The sequence below is a fragment of the Streptosporangium sp. NPDC003464 genome (genome assembly GCF_053588315.1).
On record NZ_JBSFPS010000163.1, the window covers coordinates 1 to 22,257 of the forward strand.

17 protein-coding genes and 1 tRNA gene are annotated in these 22,257 nt (G+C 72.5%); 11 read left to right on the forward strand and 7 right to left on the reverse strand.

Annotation, left to right across the window (positions count from 1 at the left end):
* Positions 1-793: 793 nt before the first annotated feature.
* Positions 794-1,981: a vanadium-dependent haloperoxidase gene (locus tag ACWDS7_RS30205; protein WP_451932028.1), complete on the reverse strand. Its 1,188-nt coding sequence runs from the start codon at positions 1,979-1,981 to the stop codon at positions 794-796.
* A 468-nt stretch (positions 1,982-2,449) separates the two neighbouring features.
* Between ACWDS7_RS30205 and ACWDS7_RS30210 the strand changes: the two genes are divergently transcribed.
* Positions 2,450-5,731, forward strand: a complete 3,282-nt coding sequence (locus ACWDS7_RS30210) for a glycosyltransferase (RefSeq protein WP_451932029.1) — start codon at positions 2,450-2,452, stop codon at positions 5,729-5,731.
* Entirely contained in the window at positions 5,728-6,165 is a 438-nt protein-coding gene (locus ACWDS7_RS30215; RefSeq protein WP_451932030.1) for a hypothetical protein, read from the forward strand. The genes ACWDS7_RS30210 and ACWDS7_RS30215 overlap by 4 nt, the downstream gene beginning before the upstream one ends.
* A 56-nt stretch (positions 6,166-6,221) precedes the next feature.
* Here ACWDS7_RS30215 and ACWDS7_RS30220 read toward each other — a convergent pair whose 3' ends face one another.
* Together ACWDS7_RS30220 and pdxR are read right to left on the reverse strand one after the other, a co-directional pair.
* On the reverse strand, positions 6,222-7,253 hold the full coding sequence (locus ACWDS7_RS30220) for a phosphotransferase family protein (protein WP_451932031.1): 1,032 nt from the start codon (positions 7,251-7,253) through the stop codon (positions 6,222-6,224).
* Positions 7,250-8,743: a MocR-like pyridoxine biosynthesis transcription factor PdxR gene (pdxR, locus tag ACWDS7_RS30225; protein WP_451932041.1), complete on the reverse strand. Its 1,494-nt coding sequence runs from the start codon at positions 8,741-8,743 to the stop codon at positions 7,250-7,252. Before pdxR ends, ACWDS7_RS30220 begins: the two co-directional genes overlap by 4 nt.
* Positions 8,744-8,810: 67 nt before the next feature.
* Between pdxR and ACWDS7_RS30230 the strand changes: the two genes are divergently transcribed.
* The 8 genes from ACWDS7_RS30230 (at position 8,811) to ACWDS7_RS30265 (ending at position 17,216) form a co-directional block, all read left to right on the forward strand.
* Positions 8,811-9,455, forward strand: a complete 645-nt coding sequence (locus ACWDS7_RS30230; protein WP_451932032.1) for a pyridoxamine 5'-phosphate oxidase family protein — start codon at positions 8,811-8,813, stop codon at positions 9,453-9,455.
* Positions 9,456-9,531: 76 nt separating this feature from the next.
* Complete coding sequence (locus tag ACWDS7_RS30235; protein ID WP_451932033.1) at positions 9,532-11,490, forward strand: protein kinase domain-containing protein; 1,959 nt, start codon at positions 9,532-9,534, stop codon at positions 11,488-11,490.
* A 113-nt stretch (positions 11,491-11,603) separates the two neighbouring features.
* Positions 11,604-13,367, forward strand: a complete 1,764-nt coding sequence (locus ACWDS7_RS30240; protein ID WP_451932034.1) for a protein kinase domain-containing protein — start codon at positions 11,604-11,606, stop codon at positions 13,365-13,367.
* A 20-nt stretch (positions 13,368-13,387) separates the two neighbouring features.
* A complete protein-coding gene (locus ACWDS7_RS30245; protein WP_451932035.1) occupies positions 13,388-14,773 on the forward strand; it encodes a hypothetical protein in 1,386 nt (461 codons plus the stop codon).
* A 58-nt stretch (positions 14,774-14,831) separates the two neighbouring features.
* Positions 14,832-16,031, forward strand: coding sequence for a DUF2510 domain-containing protein (locus ACWDS7_RS30250; protein WP_451932036.1), 1,200 nt, complete (start codon positions 14,832-14,834; stop codon positions 16,029-16,031).
* A 22-nt stretch (positions 16,032-16,053) separates the two neighbouring features.
* Complete coding sequence (orn, locus tag ACWDS7_RS30255) at positions 16,054-16,656, forward strand: oligoribonuclease (RefSeq protein WP_306865680.1); 603 nt, start codon at positions 16,054-16,056, stop codon at positions 16,654-16,656.
* Between the two features lie 73 nt (positions 16,657-16,729).
* Positions 16,730-16,805 (forward strand) — tRNA-His (locus tag ACWDS7_RS30260).
* Positions 16,806-16,961: 156 nt separating this feature from the next.
* Positions 16,962-17,216: a helix-turn-helix domain-containing protein gene (locus ACWDS7_RS30265; RefSeq protein ID WP_306865679.1), complete on the forward strand. Its 255-nt coding sequence runs from the start codon at positions 16,962-16,964 to the stop codon at positions 17,214-17,216.
* A gap of 149 nt (positions 17,217-17,365) precedes the next feature.
* Here the strand turns inward: ACWDS7_RS30265 and lat are convergent, their stop codons facing one another.
* Positions 17,366-18,667, reverse strand: coding sequence for an L-lysine 6-transaminase (gene lat / locus ACWDS7_RS30270; RefSeq protein WP_451932037.1), 1,302 nt, complete (start codon positions 18,665-18,667; stop codon positions 17,366-17,368).
* A gap of 131 nt (positions 18,668-18,798) precedes the next feature.
* On the reverse strand, positions 18,799-19,356 hold the full coding sequence (locus ACWDS7_RS30275) for an HdeD family acid-resistance protein (RefSeq protein WP_451932038.1): 558 nt from the start codon (positions 19,354-19,356) through the stop codon (positions 18,799-18,801).
* 113 nt (positions 19,357-19,469) lie between these two features.
* Here ACWDS7_RS30275 and ACWDS7_RS30280 point away from each other — a divergent pair, with 113 nt between their 5' ends.
* Positions 19,470-20,681, forward strand: a complete 1,212-nt coding sequence (locus ACWDS7_RS30280; protein ID WP_306865673.1) for a M20 metallopeptidase family protein — start codon at positions 19,470-19,472, stop codon at positions 20,679-20,681.
* 31 nt (positions 20,682-20,712) lie between these two features.
* Here ACWDS7_RS30280 and trhA read toward each other — a convergent pair whose 3' ends face one another.
* Together trhA and ACWDS7_RS30290 are read right to left on the reverse strand one after the other, a co-directional pair.
* Entirely contained in the window at positions 20,713-21,387 is a 675-nt protein-coding gene (trhA, locus tag ACWDS7_RS30285) for a PAQR family membrane homeostasis protein TrhA (protein WP_451932039.1), read from the reverse strand.
* Positions 21,388-21,480: 93 nt separating this feature from the next.
* Positions 21,481-22,257 (reverse strand): penicillin-binding transpeptidase domain-containing protein (locus tag ACWDS7_RS30290; protein WP_451932040.1); only part of this gene is annotated, 777 nt, incomplete at its 5' end.

Consider the following 22,257-nt stretch of genomic DNA (forward strand, 5'->3'; position numbering starts at 1 on the left):
ATTCCACGGGACCGGCCCCAGGGAGGTCCGCCCCCGCAGAGCCCGCCCCAGAGGGGCCGGATCCCGTAGAGCTTGCCCCGGAGAGACCAGATTCCACGGGACCGGCCCCAGGGAGGTCCGCCCCCGCAGAGCCCGCCCCAGAGGGGCCGGATCCCGTAGAGCTTGCCCCGGAGAGACCAGATTCCGCGGAGCCGGCCCCAGGGAGGTCCGCCCCCGCAGGGCCCGCTCCGGGAAGGTCGGATCCCGCAGGGCCCGCTCCGGAGGGGCCGGGATCCTGCCGCGGATCGGCGGGGAGGGGGGCATAGGCCCCCTCGACGGGCAGAGGCGGCCGTGGGGCGGCGGAGGCGGCGAGATGCCTGCGGACGGCGACCCAGTGGGCGACGACCGTCTCATCCACCCCGCAGGCCCGGACGAAGGCGGCGACCAGCTCTTCTCGCGGCAGTGCCGCCCGGCTGAGCGCCCCGACCGCCGTGCTGGGGGGAAGGACGTCGCCGGACGCCTCCGCCTTGGCCGCGAGCTGCCGGTAGCTCAGGCCCGACCAGCGCCGCAGCCGCCCCAGCGCCATGACGAATCCCGCTGGATCCGTGGCGTCGTCCGGCCCGGGAGGGGTGCCGATCATGTACGACAACGCGGCCTCCCCGGTCACCGACGACGCTTGATCAGCGGAACACTAACCCCCATCGGTGACAAAATGCCACCCTCCAGGTCAATGCGGAGTCCTCAGGATCTCCACGCCGGCCCGGAGGGCGTCAAGGTTCGCCTGCCGGCTACGTGCCGTCCATGCCGGGGCCGCTCACTGGTCCCGGCGGGTGGTGTAGACGAACTCCCCGAGGTTGAATCCGGACTCCAGCCCGCCGTCGGCGTCCCACTGGTAGTGCACGCCCAGGTAGACCCGGCTGCGCGCGTTCTCCTCCGCGGCGGCGGCGAAGCTGGTGAAGGTGCGCTCCCTCACCGTGGCGTAGGGGTCTTCGGTGCGGACGGTGAAGGTGAAGTTGTGGCCGAACCACCGCTGCATGACCCCGGCCCACGCTCCCCCGAAGGTGGCGTGCCCGGAGATGTAGGCGGGGAAGGGCGGTGAGAAGGGGACGCCGTCCCGGTTCTTCGACAGGGGCACCCACGCCGGGTCGGCCACGGTCGCCGCGTTGTTGTCGGTGTCGGCGCCCCGGACGGCGGATTGGGGCCGCCAGAGGTCGATCGGGGTGGCGTACTTCGCGTCCCAGGCCACGATCGAGGCGTCGGCCAGTGCCATGGAGACGAGGTTGAACAGCTCGGCGTTCTCGCTCTGTTTGAGTCCTTTCAGCTTCGAGATCTCGATGCTGGTGGCGAGCAGCTGCCCCGGCGGCTTGTAGGTGCCGTCGAGGTCGTTGGCCCAGAAGTGCGCCACCTGGGTCTGCGCCGCGGTGCGGGTCGTGGGGGTCGTCGGCCCCCCGGATCCGAGCAGCTTGACCTCGTTGACCTGGTCCGCGTACTGCGGGCTGCGGAGAAGCTGGTCGTAGGAGGTGAACCCGGCCGGGAGCAGCGGCCGGAACTGGTTGCCCGACGTCATGGCGAACGGCTTGAGCTGCCCGAGATTCGGGTCGAGCGCGCCGTCCGCGCCGGTCGGGCGCCAGGAGCCCGGGACCCCGTCCAGGGCGTAGGTGGGCGAGAAGGCGGGCTCGTCCCCCGAGCGTTCCGCGATCATCAGGTTGGCGATCTTCGTCCCGTCGACCTTGCCGCCCTCGATGCGGGCGGGATCGACCCAGGAGGGGATCTGGTTGGTTGCCTCCTGCAGCGCCGACGTGAAGTCGAAGCCAGGGAAGACATTCGTCAGGACGCCGTGCGCGGCGGCGTCCATGGTCGCCTCGATGGAGTCGTCCGGATGCTGCTGCGTGATCCGGGGGAGGTAGGTCCTCGGCGCAGCCGGCCAGTTCGCGTCGTGCATGGCGATGTTCATCATCGCCGCGGCCCGCGCCAGCCGCCCCGGAGACGCCTTCTCCTTCACGCTGGCACGGAACGCCTTCAGCAGAACGTTGTTCCAGTGAAGAACGTGATCGAACGAAGACGCCTGCGGCGGTGGCCCCGTGACTGCCGCAGTCGCCGTCTGCGGCACCGCCGTCGTCGCCCATGCGGCGGCGAACGTGGCGGCGAGCAGAATCCCGGCACGCCTTCGAGTGAACGATCTTTTCAAATGCGACCTCCATCTTGTGGCCTCGATGACGACATGAGGCCAAATAGCGCGAAACATGATGGATGGTGAGCGATAAACGGAAGGCCGCACAAGATCGGCGCTGTTCCGAACAGTTCGGAACAGCGCCGGAACATCCAGGCCGTGGCCCTGCCAGGCAGGGGGCGGAGAAGAATCCCGCGGAGTAAAGTCAGGGCCAGGCATTCGCATCGACCGGCTCAGGAAAGGGTGCGCGTGGAGGGCAGGGAGGCCGGAGAGGTAATCGACGATTCGACCACCCGCCCGATGAGAAGACCGGCCCCCGGCCGGATCCCGTCCCCCGAAGACGCCGCGGTCCCACCTCCCGGAGACGGATCGCCCCCCACCTCGGCCCCGCCCCCCGAAGAGGGATCACCCCCCGCCCCGGCCCCGCTCTCGGAGGACGGCCGTCCGGCGAGGAGCTCCGAGGGCTCGGCGGAGACCGGAGACCCGGCCGACGGCGAGCCGACCACGGTGATCGCGGCTCTCGCCGAGCTCCGGGCCGCCGGCCACCCCGCCGAGTCCGGGCAGCCGGACGTCTCCGAGAACACCCAGGATCTCCGCGCACCGGAGAGAGCCGGAGCACGGGCGGAGGCCGACGGCTCCCCGCCCCAGCCCGACGACTCCCTCACCCAACCCGACGGCTCCCCGACTCAGTCCGACGACACCCGGCCCGACGACATCCAGTCCGGCGGCACGGTGACCGGGCCGCGGCCCGCCGAGGACATCTCGGCCGTCATCACCTGGCGTGTCCCGGCCCGCGACGAGGAGCCGCACGCCACCGGGGGCACCACCGGCCCGTCCCTGTCGGCCGTCATCGTCAGCGACTCCCCCGGCGCGGGGCCCCGCCTGTCCTCCCTCGTCACGGCGTTACGCGCCCAGCGGCCGGCTCCGGAGGAGATCGTGCTGGCCGTCGACCACTGTCCCGAGCTGGCCGCCTGGGCCGAGGCCACGCTCGACGGCGTCGTGGTCGTGCACAGCGAGGAGGCCGTCGGCCCGGCTGGAGCACGCAACCTGGGGCTGGCGAGCGCGCGAGGAGACGTGGTCGCCTTCCTCGGCGACGACTCCTTCCCCGCGCCCGGCTGGTCGGAGTCGCTGCGGGCCGCCTACGCCGACGACCGCGTCATCGGGGTGCGCGGCAGAGTCGCGGTGGGCTGGAGCACGGGAAAGCCCGACTGGTACCCCGCCGAGCTGGCGTGGGTGCTGGGGGTGCCGTGCACCGGCTCGCCCGCCGAGGCGGCCCCGATCGACGACCTGTACGGCGGCGCCCTGTCCTTCCGCCGCGAGGCGCTGGCCGAGGCGGGCGGCTTCCCGGAGACGGACGGCTCGGCCGAGAGGGGGGAGCGCCGGCCCGGCGACGCCGCGGCCGGACCACCGGGCGGGACCGCGATCGAGCTGCGCTCCCGGCTGCGGGAGCTGCGACCGGACGCGGAGCTGCTCCACCAGCCCTCGGCGGTCGTGCGGCTGAACGTGCCGGCGCACCGGGCCCGGCTGTCCTACTTCCTGGCCCGGTGCGCGGCCGAGGGCCGGTCGCAGGCCGGCGTCCGGCGGCGGACCGAGGGGCGGGAAGGGCTGAGAGCCCATCTGGCCCCGGTCAGGAGGGCGCTGCCCAGAGCGGTGTTCCGCGCCGTCACCTTCACCGGGCCGGCCGACGTCAAGGGCTGGAAGGCCCTGCTGGTCATGCTCCTGGGCCTGGCCGCGACCGGCCTCGGCTACGCGGCCGGACGGCTGCGCACGACGCGGACCGACGGGACCACCCGGCGGGCGAGCCTCTGGACGCGCCTGTTCGCCCGTACGGCGCTGCCGGCCGCCGTCGTGCTCTGGGGATTCTCGCTCCGCCGGGTCGACCTCGACCGGATGACCGACCTGGGGCTGCTCACCGTGCTGCCCGCCACGTTCTGGGGGGCGATCGCGGTCCTGGTCGCCGGGTTCGTCACCCTGCTCGGCGACCGGCGGGCCCTCGAACTCTGGCACGCGGGATACGCGCTCGCGCTGATCGCCGTGCTGCACGCGACACCCGCCCTGCTCTATCCGTCACTGCGCTACTCGTGGGCCTGGAAGCACGTCTCGGTCATCGACTACCTGATCCGGCACGGCGCGACCGACCCGGAGACAGGGCCGCTGTCGGCCTATCACCAGTGGCCCGGATTCTTCTCCTTCTTCTCCCTGATGACGGAGGCGGCCGGGCTGGACGACGCGCTGGGCATCGCCGTCTGGGGGCCGGCGGCCTTCAACGCCGCGCTGCTGCTGCCGCTGCTGCTGCTCTTCCGGACGGTGACGCGCAACCGCCAGCTGGTCTGGGGCGCGGTGTGGGTCTACTTCTCCTGCTCCTGGGTCGGACAGGACTACTTCTCCCCCCAGGCCACCACCCTGGTCCTGTATCTCACCGTGCTCGCGGTCGTGGTCAGGCGCTTCCGGCGAGGGCCGATCAGGGCGGGCGGCGATCCGCGGGGACTGGCCGCGGATCCACCGCCCGTCACCGGCACCTCCACCCGCCTGCTCTGGACGTGCGTGCTGTCCGTCCCGATCATCGCGATCGCCTCGTCCCACCAGCTCACGCCACTGGTGCTGACGGTCGGTCTGGTCGCCCTGTTCCTGCTGCGGCGGCACCGCAATCTGGGCATCCTGCTCGTCACCGGCCTGACCGTGGCGGCGTGGGACGCGGTGGCCGCCTGGCAGCTCCTGGAGAGCAGGTTCAGCGACATCATCGATTCGCTCGGCGACGCCGGCGGCAACCTGGACGACGGGTTCATCACTCTCGGCTCGGCGGCCCCTGGGCAGGTGATCGTCGCCTACGCCGACCGCGCCCTCTCCGGCGGGGTGTGGCTGCTGGCCGCCGCCGGCGCCCTCGCGCGCCGCGGCTGGCTCAGGCGTTCGGGCCTGCCACTGCTCATGATCGGGCTGAGCCCGCTGCTGTTCCTCGCCGCGGGGAGTTACGGCGGTGAGATCATCTTCCGCGTCTACCTGTTCACGCTGCCGCTGACGGCGTTCCTGGCCGCGGCGCTGTTGCTGCCCTCCCGCCGGGCCTGGTCCCGCGCGCTGGTCCTGACCCCGGTCCTGCTGCTCATGGTCGCGGGCTTCTTCTTCGGCAACTACGGCAAGGAGCAGTCGAACTACTTCACCGCCGACGAGGTCCGGCTGGTCCGGGAGGTCCACCGGGTGGCGCCGCCCGGCTCGCTGATCGTGGCGCCCACGTTCTTCCTCCCCGGGGCCTACGACTACTACGAGCGGTACGAGCACACCTGGCTGGATGAGCTGCCGCCGTCGCGCACCGCCGTACGGGGCCTGCCGGAGCATGTCCCCACCCTGCCGGAGCTGGTCGGCGATCCGCTGCCGTCACTGGTCGGCCTCATGTCGAAGGTGCCGCCGGGGGCCAAGTCGTATCTGGTGCTCAACCGCGTGCAGAAGAGCGCCACCGAGACCGCGGGGATCTTCCCCCGGGGGACGGTCGACCGGCTGGGCCGGGAGGTCGCCGCGTCGGACCGCTTCAGGGTGCTGATCCGCAACTCCGGCGGCGTCGTCTACGAACTCGTCCCGAGGAAGCCATGAGCCTCTTACGCCTGCTGCTGCTCGCCGCCTCCGGGTGGCTCGTCCTCCTCGTGACGGAGGTCCCGGGCGCCGGGCCGGTGCGGGTCGCCGTCTCGGTGGTCTACCTGCTCACCTGCCCGGGCGCCGCCGTGCTGGCCCTGTTCCGTCCCCTGCTCGGCCGCCGCGACCACGCGGGAGACGCCCTGGAGAGCATGGCGCTCACGGTGGCCCTCAGCGTCTCGACCGGCGTGATCGTGAGTGAGGCGTTCTTCCTGAGCGGCAGGTTCACGATGCCCGCCGCGGTGACGGCACTGGCCGGCGTCACCTCGGCCGCGGCCCTGGGCGCGCTGTTCACCACATGGCTCGCCACACGGCTCACCGTACGGCGTGCCCGGCGTGACCGCATCGAGTATCGCGCCGGGCAGGGCCCCGCCCGCTCACCGGACGCCGCCTAGATGATCGGTCCAGGGGACCCGCGGGCGCCGCACCGGGACCTCCCCGGAGCCGGGTCCTAGCGTCCGTCGAGTGCCCGGTGGGCCCGGGCGATCAGGGTGGGCACGGAGGCGCCGATGTGCTCGAAGCCCTCGCCGACGGTCTTGCCCTGCATGAACCGGGCGTGGATGCCCTCCACGATGACCGCCAGCTTGAAGTTTCCGAACGCCACGTAGAAGTCCAGGTCGGACAGGTCCGTCCCGGACGCCCGCGCGTAGTGCTCGGCGAACTGCTTGGTGTCGAGGAAACCCGGGGTGAGCGTGATGTCGCCGGCCAGCGGGATGGAGGAGCGCTCGGTGTCCCCCGGGTCCTGCCAGTAGGTCAGGGTGAGGCCGAGGTCGGCGATCGGGTCTCCCAGGGTCGACATCTCCCAGTCGACCACCGCCCTGATCTCGGGGCCGGCCTCCGGCGCGAGCCGTACCAGCGTGTTGTCGAGGCGGTAGTCCCCGTGCACGAGGGCGGCCGGGGAGCTGCCGGGGAGGCGCCGGCGCAGGCGTTCGGCGAGCCGGTCGTACTCGGGGAGCTCACGGGTCTTCGAGCGCGTCCACTGCTGGCCCCACCGTTCGAGCTGGCGGGCCAGGTAGCCGTCGGGACGGCCGAAGTCGCCCAGGCCGACCGCGCCGTAGTCCACGGCGTGGATGGCCGCGAGAACCTCGGCGAGCCGCTCCGACAGCGCCCTGGCCTGGGCGGGCGACAGCCGCGCCTCGTCACGGCTGCGGACGGCCGCGCCTTCGACGTGCCCCATCAGGTAGAAGGGCGCTCCGATCACGTCCTCGTCGGCGCAGAGCGCGACCGGCTCGGGCACCGGCACCTCCGTCTCCGCCAGCGCCGAGATGACCCGCCACTCCCTGCGCATGTCGTGGGCGGTGGGCAGCACGTGGCCGAGCGGGGGGCGGCGCAGCACCAGGGGCCGGGCCTGTGTCTCGACCCGGTAGGTCAGGTTGGACCTGCCGCCGGAGATGAGTGAGACGCCGGTGGGCTCCCCCACCTCGGCGACGTTGGCGGCCATCCAGGCGACCAGATGGGGCCAGTTGATACCAGGCGTGCTCATAGCCCACCATTAGAACGCCATTCGGCTCCGTCCGCCAGCCAGGGCCCGAGCAGTTCGGCGATCACCGCGACCCCCCGCCTGACGTCGGCCAGCGAGGCGGAGCCGTACCCGAGCACCAGCCCGTGCCTGCGCACATCGCCGTGATGGTGGCGGACGGCCGTCGAGTCCAGCAGCACGCCGCGCTCCGCGGCCTCCTTCAGCAGGGACGGGACGACCGCGGCCGGCAGCTCCACCATGACGTGCAGTCCCGCGGTGTCACCGGTGACCAGGGAACCGAGGACGTCCACGACGGCGGCGCGGCGGCGGGCGTACTCCAGCCGCATGCGGCGCAGGTGGCGGTCCAGGTCGCCCCGTTCCAGCATGATCGCCACCGCCTGCTGGGCCGGGCCGCTGGTGCGGTCGCCCAGATTTTCGCGGGTCCTGGCGACGGCGGCGAGCAGGTCCGGCTCGGCGACCAGCCAGCCGACGCCGATGTCGGGGGCGAGGGACTTGGAGAGCGTGCCGAGCAGGACCACCCGCTCCGGGTCGAGACCGTGCAGCGCGGGCAGCGGGGCGACGTCGTAGCGGAACTCCGCGTCGTAGTCGTCCTCCACGATGATCGCGCCGGTACGGCGGGCCCAGGCGAGGAGGCGTTCCCTGCGCGGGACCGGCAGGCGTCCCCCGAGGGGGTACTGGTGGGCCGGGGTGGTGTAGAGGACGCGCAGGTCGTCGGGGAGCCCCTCGACGACGACACCGTCCTCGTCGACCGGGCAGGGCACGATCTCGGCGCCCCGCGCGGCGAAGACGTTCCTGGCGACGCGGTAGCCGGGGTCCTCGACGCCCGCCCGGGCGCCGGCGCGCACCAGCGTGGCGGCCACGAGGTCGAGGCCGTTGCCGGTGCCCCGGGTGACCATGATGTTCTCCGGTCCGACGGCGATCGCCCGGGTCCTGCGCAGATGCTCGGCCAGGGCCCGGCGGAGCCTGGGCAGGCCGTAGGGGTCGGGGCTGTCCCCCGGCGGCAGGTCGGCCGCCCTCCGCCAGGCCCTGCGCCAGGCCGCCTCGTCGTAGTCACGGACCCAGGGCCGGCCGGGCCGAAGGTCGATCACCTGCCCGCCGTGCCCGCGCGCGGCCGCCGGGAGCGGCACGGCCGGGGCGCCGGACGGCGCGGGGCCGTCACCGTCCCCGGCGCGGGCGTCCTGGGCGCCGGGGACGGCGGGGCCGCGCCGGGGGGCGGCGGCCGGCGTGTGGATGACCAGGTCCGCCACGTAGGTGCCGGAGCCGTGCCGGCCGTCGAGCCATCCTTCGGCGTAGAGCTGCTGGTATGCCTCGGTGACGACGGTGCGGCTGATGGACAGCTGGCGGGCCAGGGCACGGGTGGAGGGCAGGCGCTCGCCGGACTTGAGGGTGCCCTCGCGCATGGCGGTGCGGAGCCGGTCGCCGAGCTGGACGGTGAGGGCTACGGAAGCCTGACGGTCCACCGAGACGGGCAGGTCAACAGGGGTACGCGGCAAAGTGGTCTCCCAGAAGCGGCAAGAAGTGGACATGTTCTCGATATCCACTTCTCCCTAGATTAGAGCCATGCTCTCTACGACTCCCCGCACCACCCTCGGCCGTTCGAAGGATCGGGCCCGGACCGACCGCGGTGACCTGTACGCGGTGCTGGACGCCGGACTGGTCTGCCACCTGGGCGTCGTGGTCGGCGGCTCCCCGATGGTCGTCCCCACCGGCTACGGCCGGATCGACGACACCCTCTACCTGCACGGATCGACCGGCTCCAGCTCCCTGCGCGGCGCCGGCGAGGTCTGCGTCACGGTGACCCACCTGGACGGCATCGTGCTGGCCCGCTCGGTCTTCCACCACTCGGTCAACTACCGCTCCGCCATGATCTACGGCCGCCCCCGCCTCGTCGAGGACGACGAGGAGCGCCTGGCCGGCCTGCGCGCGATCACCGAGCAGCTCGCCCCCGGCCAGTGGGACGTCGCGCGCCCGCCGAGCAGGAAGGAGCTCGCCGCGACCGCCGTGCTCGCCCTCTCCCTGGCCGAGGCGTCGGTGAAGGTGCGGCAGGGGCCGCCGGTCGACGACGAGGAGGACTACGCGCTGCCCGTCTGGGCCGGGGTCCTGCCGCTCCACTCGTCGTGGGGTGCCCCCGAGACCGACCCGGCGATGATCGTGGATGTGGACGTTCCCACGCACATCGCCTCCCGAACCATATCCATTCGGTAAGCCTTTCCCGGCAAACCGGGCCCGCCGGACGCACGTCTCACAGGGAGGACCTTCACCCGGAACGCTGGAGGCCGCGATGACGGTCAGTGGATGGCACCTGCCCGGCTACACCGAGCTGCGAGAGCTCGGCGCGGGCGGCGGTGGCCGGGTGATGCTCGCCCGGCACGACGAGTCAGGCGTCCAGGTCGCGATCAAATACCTGGCCGAGCGGCTCAGGGCGGATCCGGACTTCCTGGCCCGGTTCCGGGCCGAGGCCAGGCTCCTGGTGGAGCTGGCCGACGCCAACGTGGTCCGGATCTACGAATACGTCGAGGCGGCCCGGGGCGCCGCCATCGTCATGGAGGCCGTCAACGCCGTCTCCCTGCGGGAGATGCTCCGCGAGCACGGCTCCACCGGGCCGGAGGCGGCCCTCGCCGTGCTCAAGGGCTCGCTCATGGGGCTGGCCGCCGCCCATCTGGCCGGCCTGGTGCACCGGGACTACAAGCCGGAGAACGTGCTCGTCCAGGCCGACGGCGCCAGCAAGCTCGTCGACTTCGGCATCGCCGTGCACGCGGGCGAGGTGGACCTCCCGGCGGGCACCCCGCCCTACATGGCGCCCGAGCAGTGGGTGAGCGGCGCCGCCTCCCCCGCCACGGACGTATACGCCGCGACGGCGGTCTTCTTCGAGTGCCTGACCGGCCGCCGGCCGTACCGGGCGATCGACCGGACGGTGCTGATGCACCAGCACCACAGCGCGCCGATCCCGGTGGGAGAGGTCCCGGAGCCGCTCAGGGAGCTGGTGGCCAGGGGGCTGGCCAAGGACCCGACGGACCGGCCGGCCACCGCCGCCGGATTCGTGGCCGAGCTGGAGGCCGTGGCCGTCGCCGCCTACGGCGAGGACTGGGAGGAGCGGGGCAGGGGCCGGCTGGCGGCGCTGGCCCTGCTGCTGCCGCTGCTGTTCCGGCTCCACGCCCCCGATCCGACCGCCGGGACCACGCTCTTCCGCACCGTGCTCGGCACGCTGCGCCGCAGGGCCACGGGGATCGCGGTCGGGGCGGGGCTGGTGGTGGTCGCGGGCGGTGTCGGCGCGTACGTGCTGGCCGGCGGGCGGGCACCGGAGGTCCAGCGGATCGAGATCGCCGCCGCCGAGCCCTCGCCGTCCCCCGAGCCGTCGAGCCCGGCGGCCTTCTCGCCGCCGCCCTCTCCCTCCGCGTCCCCGCCGGCGTCCACCGGGGAGGGTGGGCCCACTTCCGGGCCGTCCGCCACCGGACCCCAGGTCTCCCCGACCGCCACCGGGCCGGTGGGGCCGCCGGTCCGGACGCCCAGGCCCACCCCCACAGCCACCAGGACCCCGTCCCCGGGGCCGTCCCGCACCCCGACACCGACGCCGACGCCGACGATCACCCCCACCCCCACGCCGACACCCACGATCACTCCCACTCCCACCCCGACCCCGACGATCACCCCTACCCCCGCGCCGCCCAGGCCGGAGGTGCGGCGGGTGGACGTGCTGCGGGCAGGCGTCGACGCGCGAGGCGCGGCCGTGGTCACGGTCGCCGTCGACACCGGCAACCGCGGGCAGGTGCGCCTGCGCGTGGCCTTCCGGGTGGGCCGGGCGGTCCAGCGGGCGGTCGTGCCGCTGTCCGGGGCGACGAGCTACACCCGGACGGTCAGGTTCGCCTTCCCGAGGGTGCCCTGCGGGTCCACCTGGAGCGTGACGGCGACGAGCGTCCCGCCGGGCGGCTCCGGCGACGCGAGCGGCCGGACCGCCCCGTGCGCCGAGCCCACGCCCAGCCCGACGCCGACCGCCGAACCACCGCAGACCCCCGAGCCACCGCAGACCCCCGAGCCGCCGGACCCGTCGACGCAGACCCCCGGCCCGGCCGAGGAGCCGGAGGAAGGGCCGGGGGAAGGGCCAGGGGAAGGGCTGGGGGAGAGCCCCGGACCGGCCTCCAGGACGGCGCGCCCGGCCACCCGGACCGCCCCCGCTCCGGAGCCCTTTTCGGCGGGGCCGGCCGGACCGTCCGCCGACCCCGTCCCGCCGGACAACCCCTGATCATTACGGCCGCATGCCGCTGTTTAGTGATTAATGAGCAGAAATTGATGATCTATCGCTAAGCTACGGTCCGTCTTTTATGGGTGGGGGCCCAGACATCTGAGGAGACCGTTATGTACGGCACGCCATCAGCCTGGCGAGTCCCCGGTTATACCGAGATTCGCGAGTTGGGTGCGGGCGCCGCCGGGCGCGTGGTCATGGCACGGCACGACGCCGATGACATCCTGGTAGCGATCAAATACCTGTCCGACGAGCTCAGGAGCGACGTCGGCTTCGTGGCGCGGTTCCGGCACGAGGCACGGGTGCTCAACACCCTGGACAGCCCGCATGCCGTCCGGCTGTACGACTACGTCGAGACCGGCGAGGGCGCGGCCATCGTCATGGAGCTCGTGGACGGCGTCGCCCTACGCGCGATCCTCCGCTCGGAGGGGCCGACCGGCCCCGAGGCCGCGCTGCTCGTGCTCAAGGGCGCCCTCCTCGGGCTGGCGACCGCGCACACGGCCGGCATCGTGCACCGTGACTTCAAGCCAGAGAACGTGATGGTCGAGACCGACGGCACGAGCAGGCTCGTCGACTTCGGCATCGCGGTCCGCTCCGGCGACGGGGACACCCCCGCGGGCACGCCGCCCTACATGGCCCCCGAACAGTGGGCGGGCGCCCCGGCCGGGCCGTCCACCGACGTCTATGCCGCCACCGTCGTGTTCTTCGAGTGCCTGACGGGCACCCGGCCCTTCCGTGCGACGAACATCGCCGCGCTGGCCAGGCAGCACCAGAGCACGCCCCCGCCTGTCGAGGAGGTGCCACCGGCCCTGCAGGGGCTGGTGGACCGGGGCCTGGCCAAGCACCCGGCGGACCGGCCGCCGACCGCCACCGCCTTCCTCACCGAGCTGGAGGCGGTCGCCGCCGACGCCTACGGCCCGGACTGGCAGGAGCGCGGCCGCCGCCGCCTCGCCGGGCTCGTCGGGATCATGGCCTCGCTGCTCCCGCTGGAGCTCCAGCGGCCCGAGACCAGCACCTCGCTGGCCGAGACGGAGCTCGGCGGGCGTGAGGCGGGCTCCGCCTCCGCCAGGACGTCCGTGCTCAGCAAGACCAGCGCCAAGATCCTGATCGGCATCGGGTGCATCGCGGTGATCAGCGGGGTGAGCGCGGTGCTGGTCAACTCCGGTGACAGCGTCCCGGTCCGGGCGCAGAGCTCGGCCGCCACGCAGCCCTCGGACCCCTTCTCGGACCCGGTGGAGTCGGTCATCCCGGCCGATGAGACCGACGAGCCCGACGAGCCCCTGCAGGAGCCGTCGAAGAAACCGTCGCAGGAGCCGTCGGCGACACCTACGCCCACGCCCACGTCGGCGCCGACCGGGAGCCCCGCCGCCGGCCCGCCGTCGGCCACGCCCACCGTGCGGCCCTCGGCGACGCCCACGCCGTCGGCGACCCGGACCAGGAGACCGCCCAGGAAGCCGACCAGGTCGCCCTCGCCGACTCCCACGGCAGAGGAGAGCTCCACCCTCGACAGCTCCGGCGACCGTCCGTCCAGGACCCCGTCGGCGAAGCCGACTCCCACGCAGACGGCCGCCCCCACGCAGACGGCCAGGCCCACCCAGACCACCAAGCCGACGCAGACCACCAAGCCGACGCAGAGCGCCACGGCCACCACCTCGACCCAGCCGAGCCCCTCCAACACCTCCACCGACACCGAGCCGACGGGCGGGGGGAGCCCCACCGGCAGCGGGGGGCCGCCGAGCCTGACCTCCTCGCCCACGCCCCCGGTCGAGACGGTCCCCTCGGCCCTTCTCGCCTTCGGCCTGGTGACGAGCGGCGCGGTGCCGTTCACACTGGCGGTGAAGCGGAGGGTGGCCGGCCGGCACCGGAGGCGGCGGTAGATGGCGGGACGGACACGATCATGAATGCCGACCGGAGGGGTCTGGCCGGATTCCGGCTGACCCACCGGACCTGGACCGGCGAGCTGGGGACCTGGTCGTCAGCGGTCGCCGCCGACGGGCGGCCGGGGAGCGCGCTCAGTTTGGATCCGCGGCTGGTCGCCGATCCGGCGGTGCGTGACCGCCTGGTCGCGGCCGTCGTCGCCGACCGCAGGCTGGCCCAGGGCGGCCTGACCGGGCTGGTCCCGGTCGCCGACCTGGTCGCGGCGGAGGGCGAGGTCTGGCTGCTCACCGCGGAGCCGGCCAGCCCGGCGGTGACCGACCTGCTGACCGAGACGTCCGGCGTCCCGCGGCCCGACGCGGGCGCCGCCGCCACCGTCCTGGTGGAGACGGCGCAGACGCTGCTGGCCCTGCACGCCGCCGGGCTCGCCCACGGGGCCCTGCACCCCGGCAACGTGGTGATCGCCGCGGACGGGTCCGCGCTGCTCGCCGAACGGGGTCTGGCCGACGCGATATACGGCCGTCCCCCCTCCCCGGAGCGTGACGTCGCGGCCTGGGCCTCGCTCGCCCGGGGACTGGCCGCGAACTGGGCCGCGCCCTCACCGCGGGCGGCCGAGCTGTTCGAGCGGGCGGCGGCGACGGCCTCCACCCACGGGCTCGCCCCGGCCCGCGACGCCGTGCTCGCCGGGCGTGACCTGCTGCCGCCGGGCTTCACCACCCACGACAGGCTGGTGGAGACCCTGCACCGGTGGTCGGCGCACGACGCGCGGACCCGGGGCGGGCAGCCGGTGGCGGCACCGGCCGTTCCGGACGAGGGCGACATCGTCACGCTGCTGCGCGCTCCGCGGACCGGCGAGAGCCGTACCGAGGATGTGGTCATGCGGTTCGGTCCCGGGGTGCCGGTGGAGACCACGGCCGCGCAGCTCTGGCGGGCCGGCCGGGAGCAGCCGACCGAGCCCCCCTCCGGCAGGCTCCGGGTGCTGGGCGCCCCGGCCAGGCGGCGGCGGCGCCGTGCGGCCCTGTCCTCGGTGGCGCTCGCGCTGATGCTGGTGGCCGCCCTGGCGGCCTGGCTGCTCCGTTCCTCGACGGTCCCGCTGGAGGTGACGGGCCTGGAGGTGGTCGCGCCGAAGAAGACGCAGGGATGCGGCGCGACCGTCAAGATCAAGGGCCTGCTGACCACCAACGGCTCGGCCGGGGAGATCCGCTACGAGTGGAAGCGGAGCGACCGCAAGGAGACGATCGAGCAGACCGACACCGTGGCGTCCGGGAAGACCTCGCACGAGGTGATCCTCCAGTGGGTGGTCAAGGGCGAGGGAAGTTTCAAGGGGACGGCCACTCTCCGGCTGCTCTCCCCGCTGCCCGGAGGCAAGAAGCTCCAGGACAAGGCGGCCTTCACCTTCAGGTGTTGACATATGACCATCAAGGTCAGCAATGCGCGACAAACCGGTTCTTACTACTCTGGCGGCCATGACCACGCAGACCCCCTCCGGCTGGTATCCCGATCCCTACGGTTCACCACAGTTGCGATGGTGGGACGGCAACCAGTGGACTGACGCCACCCACCCGACGGACGCCGCCGGGCAGGCCGCGCACCAGGCACCGCAGAGCGGGCCGTCGCCTCAGCCGGCGGGACCGCCACCGGGGTCCACGGGGCCGTGGAACCAGCCCCCCGCGCAGCAGCAACCGCAGGGGCCGTGGAACCAACCTCCCGCGCAGCAGCAGCCGCAGGGGCCGTGGAACCAACCTCCCGCGCAGCAGCAGCCGCAGGGGCCGTGGAACCAGCCCTCCGCCCAGCCGCAGGGGCCGGGGGCGCCCGAGGCCGGGCAGCCGCGCTGGGACGCCGGGACCACGATGCGGCTGCCCGCCGGGGAGTACGGCCTCCCGGCCGGCACGTCGCCGCGCAAGAGCAGCCCTTGGCCGTGGATCCTGGGCGGCGGCGGAGCGGTGATCGTGCTCATCGGGATCGTGGTCGCCGCCATGTTCCTGGTGAGCCCCGGGCGCAGGCCGGTCGCGAGCGAGTCCAGCCCGGCCCCGACGGTGACGTCGCAGGAGCCGACCTCCGAGCCGACACCCGAGCCGTCGCCTTCGCCGTCGCAGGAGGACCCGGACCGCACCACCGAGCTGCCCCAGCCACAGGACGGACGCCTCAAGGACCCGGTGACCGGCCTGTCCTACGAGTTCCCCGACTCACCGTGGGAGGTGCCCGACAGCGTCGGCGGCGGCCCGCTCGGGTTCACGTGGTCCAGCGCGGCCGTCGCCACCTCCCAGGAGAACTACGACGGCCAGGGCAACAACTGGCTCGGCAACATCTTCGCCGGCGAGCTTCCCGACAAGTTCGGCTACGACGGGGTCCAGAGCATGCAGGCGACCGCCGCGACCCTGCTGCACGCGACCGAGGAGACCTTCTACAGTCCCAGCCACCAGCGCAAGATCGTGCAGAACAAGGCCCTCAAGATCGACGGCAAGGACGCCTGGCTGCTCATGTTCGATCTGGACTTCTCCAAGGAGTCGGAGGCCAACGGCTGGAAGTGGAAGAAGGAACGGGGGGCCTTCGTGATCGTGGACCGGGGGGCGGGCGCGCGTCCGGGGCTGGTGTACGTGTCCGTGCCCGACAATCTGGACGTTTCACTGGCCAACCGAGTCGTCGACTCGCTCAAGCTCTCCTGAAGGGAGTACTACCCTGAAGGCTATGAGTGACCTGCTGGTCTGGATCGACTGTGAGATGACCGGGCTCGACCTCGGCCGTGACGCGCTTGTCGAGGTGGCCTGCGTGGTCACCGACGGTGAGCTGAATCAGCTGGACGAGGGCGTCGACGTGGTCATCAAGCCTCCGCCCGAGGCGCTGGAGCAGATGTCGGAGGTGGTCCGGGAGATGCACACCGCCTCCGGGCTGCTCGACGTGCTGGGCGGCGGTGTCACACTGGCCGAGGCAGAGGCCATGGTGCTCGACTACATCAAGAGCCACATCCCGGATCCGAAGAAGGCGCCGCTGTGCGGCAACTCCATCTCCACCGACCGCTCCTTCATCGCGCGCGACATGCCCGCCGTGGACATGTTCCTGCACTACCGCATGATCGACGTGTCGTCGGTGAAGGAGCTCGCCCGCCGGTGGTACCCACGGGTCTACTTCGCCGCACCCGAGAAGCAGGGCGGTCACCGGGCTCTGGCCGACATCACCGAGAGCATCCGCGAGCTGCGCTACTACCGCGCGGCGGTCTTCGTGGCCCAGCCCGGGCCCGACTCCCTCACCGCCCGCAAGCTGGCCGAGGGCGTCTCCAGCCCCGTCACCTGAGCACGTGCGGAACGGAGTGCGAAAAGACTCCTGAAAACCGCTACACTTTCCATGTGCTGCTGCGGCGGACATGGTGGGCGTAGCTCAGTTGGCAGAGCGCCAGGTTGTGGTCCTGGATGCCGGGGGTTCAAGTCCCCTCGCTCACCCCAGAGGAACGGCCGGTCCTACAGGACCGGCCGTTCTGTTTTTCCTCACTTTCGACTTACCCACCAAAGATGGATATTGCGGGTTATGCTCGCTGCTATCGCTACGCCGTAAGACCGGGGGTTTCGGCGACCTGACCGTGTTGCTGCCACGGAGGCCGTATGAGAGTCGACGACGCCCCGTTCGACGCAGAGCCCAGAGTCGAGACGGGCTTGAGCAGGCGCGAGACCGAAGTCATGGAGCTGATCGCCACAGGACGCTCCAACGGGCAGATCGCCCAGCACCTGTTCCTCAGCGAGAAGACCGTGAAGAACCACGTGAACCGGATCTACGCCAAGCTCGGCGCGGACTCCCGGGTGACCGCGATCGGCCTCTGGCTGGGACGGGCCGCCCGCGAGGATCCCCCGCGCCGGTGAGCGGGGCGGCCCCCGAGCGGGATCCGGTCCACCGCCGAGGTCCGCGTACGTGTCCGGGTCGATGATGATCTCCCTACGGAGTCCCTGGTCATCCATGACGGGATCACGGGTGCGCCTACGGCCACCGGCCGGGGGCGGGGCCTACCCGTCTAGGCCGACAGCTGCAGGTCCTGGGAGGCCTCCAGGGCCCGGCCGATGGCGGCCGCCCCCTCCGCCAGCTCCTCGGGGGTGACCGACAGGGCGGGCCGGAGCCGTACCGACCGCTCGCCGCAGGGCAGGACGAGCACGCCCTCCTCACGCCTGAGCCGGGTCACCAGGCGGTCGCGCTCGGCCGGATCCAGCAGGTCGAAGGCGCACATGAGGCCACGGCCCCGGGCGTTCTCCACCACCTCCGGGAAGCGGGCCTGGAGCTTCAGCAGCGAGGTGAGGAGGCCGTGGCCGAGCTCTCCGGCCCGCGCGATCAGGTCGTCGCGCTCGACGATCTCCAGTATCCGGCGGGAGCGGACCATGTCGACCAGGCCGCCGCCCCAGGTGGAGTTGATCCGGCCGCTGACCTGGAACACGTTGTCCGGCACCAGGTCGACCCGGCGGCCCGCCATGACCCCGCCGACCTGGATCTTCTTGGCGAAGGCCACGATGTCGGGACGGAGGCCGAGCTGCTGGTGGGCCCAGGGGGTGCCGGTGATCCCGGCGCCGGTCTGCACCTCGTCCATGACGAACAGCGCGTCGTTGTCGTGGCAGAGCTCCTCCATGGCCCGCAGGAACTCGGCCCGCATGTGGTTGTCGCCGCCCTCTCCCTGGATGGGCTCGGCGATGAAGCAGGCGATGTCGTGCGGGTGCCGCTCGAAGGCCGCCCGCGCCTGGGCCAGCGCCCGCTCCTCGGCCGCCTCGACGCCGCCGAAGTGGATGGCGGGCACCTCGATGCGGGGCCAGCCGAACGTCGGGAAGCGGTCGGTCTTGACCGGGTCGGTGTTGGTCAGTGAGAGGGTGTAGCCGCTGCGGCCGTGGAAGGCGCGGGTGAGGTGGAGCACCTTGGTGCCGAGCTCCGGGGGGCGGCCGGCCGCCTCGTTGCGCCGGCTCTTCCAGTCGAAGGCACACTTCAGGGCGTTCTCGACGGCCAGCGCGCCGCCCTCCACGAAGAACAGGTGCGGCAGCTCGGGGTCGCCGAGGACCCGGTTGAAGGTCTCGATGAAGTCGGCGAGGTGGCTGGTGTAGAGGTCGGAGTTGGCGGGCTTGTTCGCGGCGATCCGGCCGAGCAGGGCGAGGAAGTCCGGGTCGTCGTCGAACGGGTTCACACCCAGCGGCGCCGAGGCGAAGAAGGTGTAGAAGTCCAGGTAGCTCCGGCCGGTGCGGGCGTCGACGAGCCGGGATCCCCGGCTCCGTTCGAGGTCCAGCACCAGCCGGTAGCCGTCGACGAGTAGATGACGAGCGAGACGGCCGTGCACGTCCATGTCCCCTCCACAGTGAGTCGGACAGATGATTCCCCGCCAACAGGGCATCTATATGGAGACATTACGCACATGGGCCGATTTTTGTGAAGATTCTCCAGTGACTACGTGACACGCAGCTTCCCTGACGGTGACTACACGACGCGCGGGTTCCCCGACGGGCCCGCCCGGTGCGCGCCGAGCGACTTGACCCTGAAGGCCAGCGCGATCAGGGCGATGCCGTACACGATGGCCATGGTGCCGATGAGCCAGACGACGGCCAGCGCGCCCGAGCCCGGCCAGACGCACAGCAGGATGCCGAACAGCACCGACACCACGCCGCTGACAATGAACATCCACTCCCCCTCCATGGCCTTGCGCAGCCGGATCGCGGCCACGATCTCGATGAGACCGGTGACGATCGCCCAGCCCGCGATGACGTACAGCAGCGCCAGCGCGGTCATCCCCGGCCGGGCGAAGGCCAGGACGCCGGCCAGGATGCTGATGACGCCGTAGACGATCATCCATACCCGGGAGCCGCCGCGCCCGGAGCTGAACAGCGCGAACACACCGTTGACCACGGCATACGCGCCGAAGACGATGACCAGGGCGTAGATTGTGATCCCCGGCCAGACGATCGCCAGCAGACCGAACAGGATCGCGCACAGGCCCCGGACCAGATGCACCCACCAGGTGCGAGCCAGCTCTTCCATGTGCCCTCCTCGTGTGATCCATTCCTTTCCAGAAGATCGCCAACCCGAGACCTCAAAACGGTCAAATCGGGGATATCGTGCGTTCAGATCACGCAATCGCCAGGAGGAGTGCCGTGTCCCTTCGCGAGTCCGCCGCCGACATGCGAGATGAGCTGGTCCGTCTCCGCCACGCCCTGCACCGGCAGCCGGAGATCGGCCTCGACCTGCCCCGGACCCAGGAGAAGGTGCTGGCCGCCCTGTCGGGCCTGCCCCTGGAGGTACGGCTCGGCGAGCGGCTCAGCTCGGTCACGGCCGTGCTGCGCGGCGCCCGGCCGGGCCCGACCGTGCTGCTCCGGGGCGACATGGACGCCCTGCCGGTCTCCGAGCGCAGCGGCGCGGAGGTGACCTCGCAGGTGGACGGCCGGATGCACGCGTGCGGCCACGACCTGCACACCACCATGCTGGCCGGGGCGGCCCACCTGCTGTCGGCCCGGCGGGACCAGCTCGCCGGGAACGTGATCTTCATGTTCCAGCCGGGCGAGGAGGGGCAGGGCGGCGCGAAGATCATGATCGACGAGGGCGTGCTGGACGCGGCCGGCGAGCGCCCGGTCGCCGCCTACGCCCTGCACGTCATCAGCGCGGCGCTCCCCCAGGGGGTGTTCATCACCAAGGGCGGCCCCATGATGGCCGCCGCCGACAAGTTCGTCGTGACCGTGCGCGGCGCGGGCGGCCACGGCTCGGCGCCGCACCGGGCCAAGGACCCGATCCCCGTCGCGTGCGAGATGGTCACCGCGCTGCAGACCATGGTGACGCGGGGGTTCGACGTGTTCGACCCGGTGGTCGTCACCGTCGGCAGCTTCCACGCCGGCACCACCGACAACGTGATCCCGGACGAGGCCCGGTTCGAGGCGACGATCCGGTCGTTCTCCAGGACCTCCCACGAGCGGATCCAGGAGCGGGTGGTGACCCTGGTCAAGGGGATCGCCGCCGCCTACGGGCTGGAGGTGGAGGCCGACTACCAGGTGAGCTACCCGGTCACGGTCAACAACGGCGCCGAGGCCGACTTCGTCGGCGCGACCATCCGCGAGGTGTACGGCGAGCAGCGCTTCGTCGAGGCCCCCCAGCCGTTCACCGGATCGGAGGACTTCTCCTTCGTCGCCGACCGGATCCCGTCGGCGTTCGTGGCGCTCGGCGCGTGCCCCTCGGACACCGACGCGGGCAAGGCCGCCTACAACCACTCCCCCGAGGCGCGCTTCGACGACGCCGTGCTGCCCGACGGCGCCGCGCTCTACGCGGAGCTCGCGGTGCGCCGTCTCGGGCTCGTCCCGCTCTGCCCGCCGCAGTGACCCGGCCCGCCGGGCCACGGCGCCCGGCGCGTCACACCGCCGCGTAGACCACCAGTGACACCGCCACGTACTGGACCAGGTAGGCGGCGACGGTGAGGGCGTGGAAGACCTCGTGGAAGCCGAACCAGCGGGGGGAGGGGTCGGGGCGGCGCAGGCCGTACACGACTCCGCCCACCGTGTAGAGCAGCCCGCCCACGAAGACCAGGACCACCGCGGCCACCCCCGCGCCCGCCACCAGCTGGGGCAGCACGAAGACGGCCGTCCAGCCGAGGCCGATGTAGAGCGCGGTGGACAGCCAGCGGGGGGCGCCGGTCCACAGCACCCGGAACAGCACCCCGGCGACCGCGCCGGTCCAGATCACGCCGAGGACCGCCGCCCTGGCGGGGCCGTCCAGGGCGAGCATCGCGAACGGCGTGTAGGTCCCGGCGATGATGAGGTAGATGTTGGCGTGGTCCAGGCGCCGCAGCACCTCCCCGAGGCGCGGGGAGAGCGCGCCCCGGTGGTAGGTGGCCGAGATGCCGAAGAGCAGGCCCGAGGTGATCGCGTAGATCGCGGCGGCGAGCCGCGCCTGCAGCGTGGGGCCCAGCGCCACCAGGACGAATCCGGCGATGAGCGCGACGGGCAGGGCTCCGGCGTGCAGCCAGCCGCGGAGGCGTGGCTTGATCGACTCTGGGAGCGTGAGCCTCTCGGGAGCAGTCGTGGTCATAAACCTACGGTAGCGTAACTTACTTCACCGTAGGTTGTGATCTGTCCTACAGAACCGGCTCCCCCGACGCGCGGACAGCCCCGCCGGGCGGCCTCAGAGCGCCCGCAGGAAGCGCGCCGCGATGGGCGCGGCCGCCTCCGCGCCGCTCCCGCCGTTCTTCACCAGGACGGCGAAGGCGGTCTTGCCGTGGTAGCCGATGAACCAGGCGTGCTCCCGTCCGCCCCCTCCCACCTCGGCGGTCCCCGTCTTGCCCGCCGTACCGGCCGGGAAGGGGACGGCCGAGGCGGTGCCGGCCGTCACGACCTCCCGCATCATCGTGCGCAGGCCCGCGGCCACGCCCGGCGGCAGCGGGACCGCCTCGCCGGTCCGCACCGGCAGCCTCGCCATGATCGGCTGGTGCCAGGCGCCGTCCCGCACGGCGGCGGCGGCCAGGGCCATGCAGAGCGGGCTGGCCACCACGGAGTTCTGGCCGATGGCGTCGGAGCGGAGCCCGTCGAGGTCCGGGTGCGGTCTGATCTCGCCGCAGACCCCGGGACCCTTGAGGTCCTTGTTGAACCCGAACAGCTCGGCGGCCCGCACCAGGCCGCCGTCGGACAGCAGGCGGATCGACTGCTCGACGAAGGTCGTGTTGCAGGAGGCCGCGAAGGCGCCGCTCAGCGTGAGGGCCCCGGCGATGCCGGATCCTCCCGCGTTGGTGACCTCCTGGCCGTTCGGGGGCGTGTAGGTCGCCGGGCACGTCACCGGTGAGTCCGGGGTGAGGCCGCCGGCGAGCAGCGCGGCGGCGGTGACCACCTTGAACGTCGAGCCGACACCCCGGAACGCGCGTCCACCGCGGTGGACTCGCGCACCAGCCGGGTGAACCGGGCGATC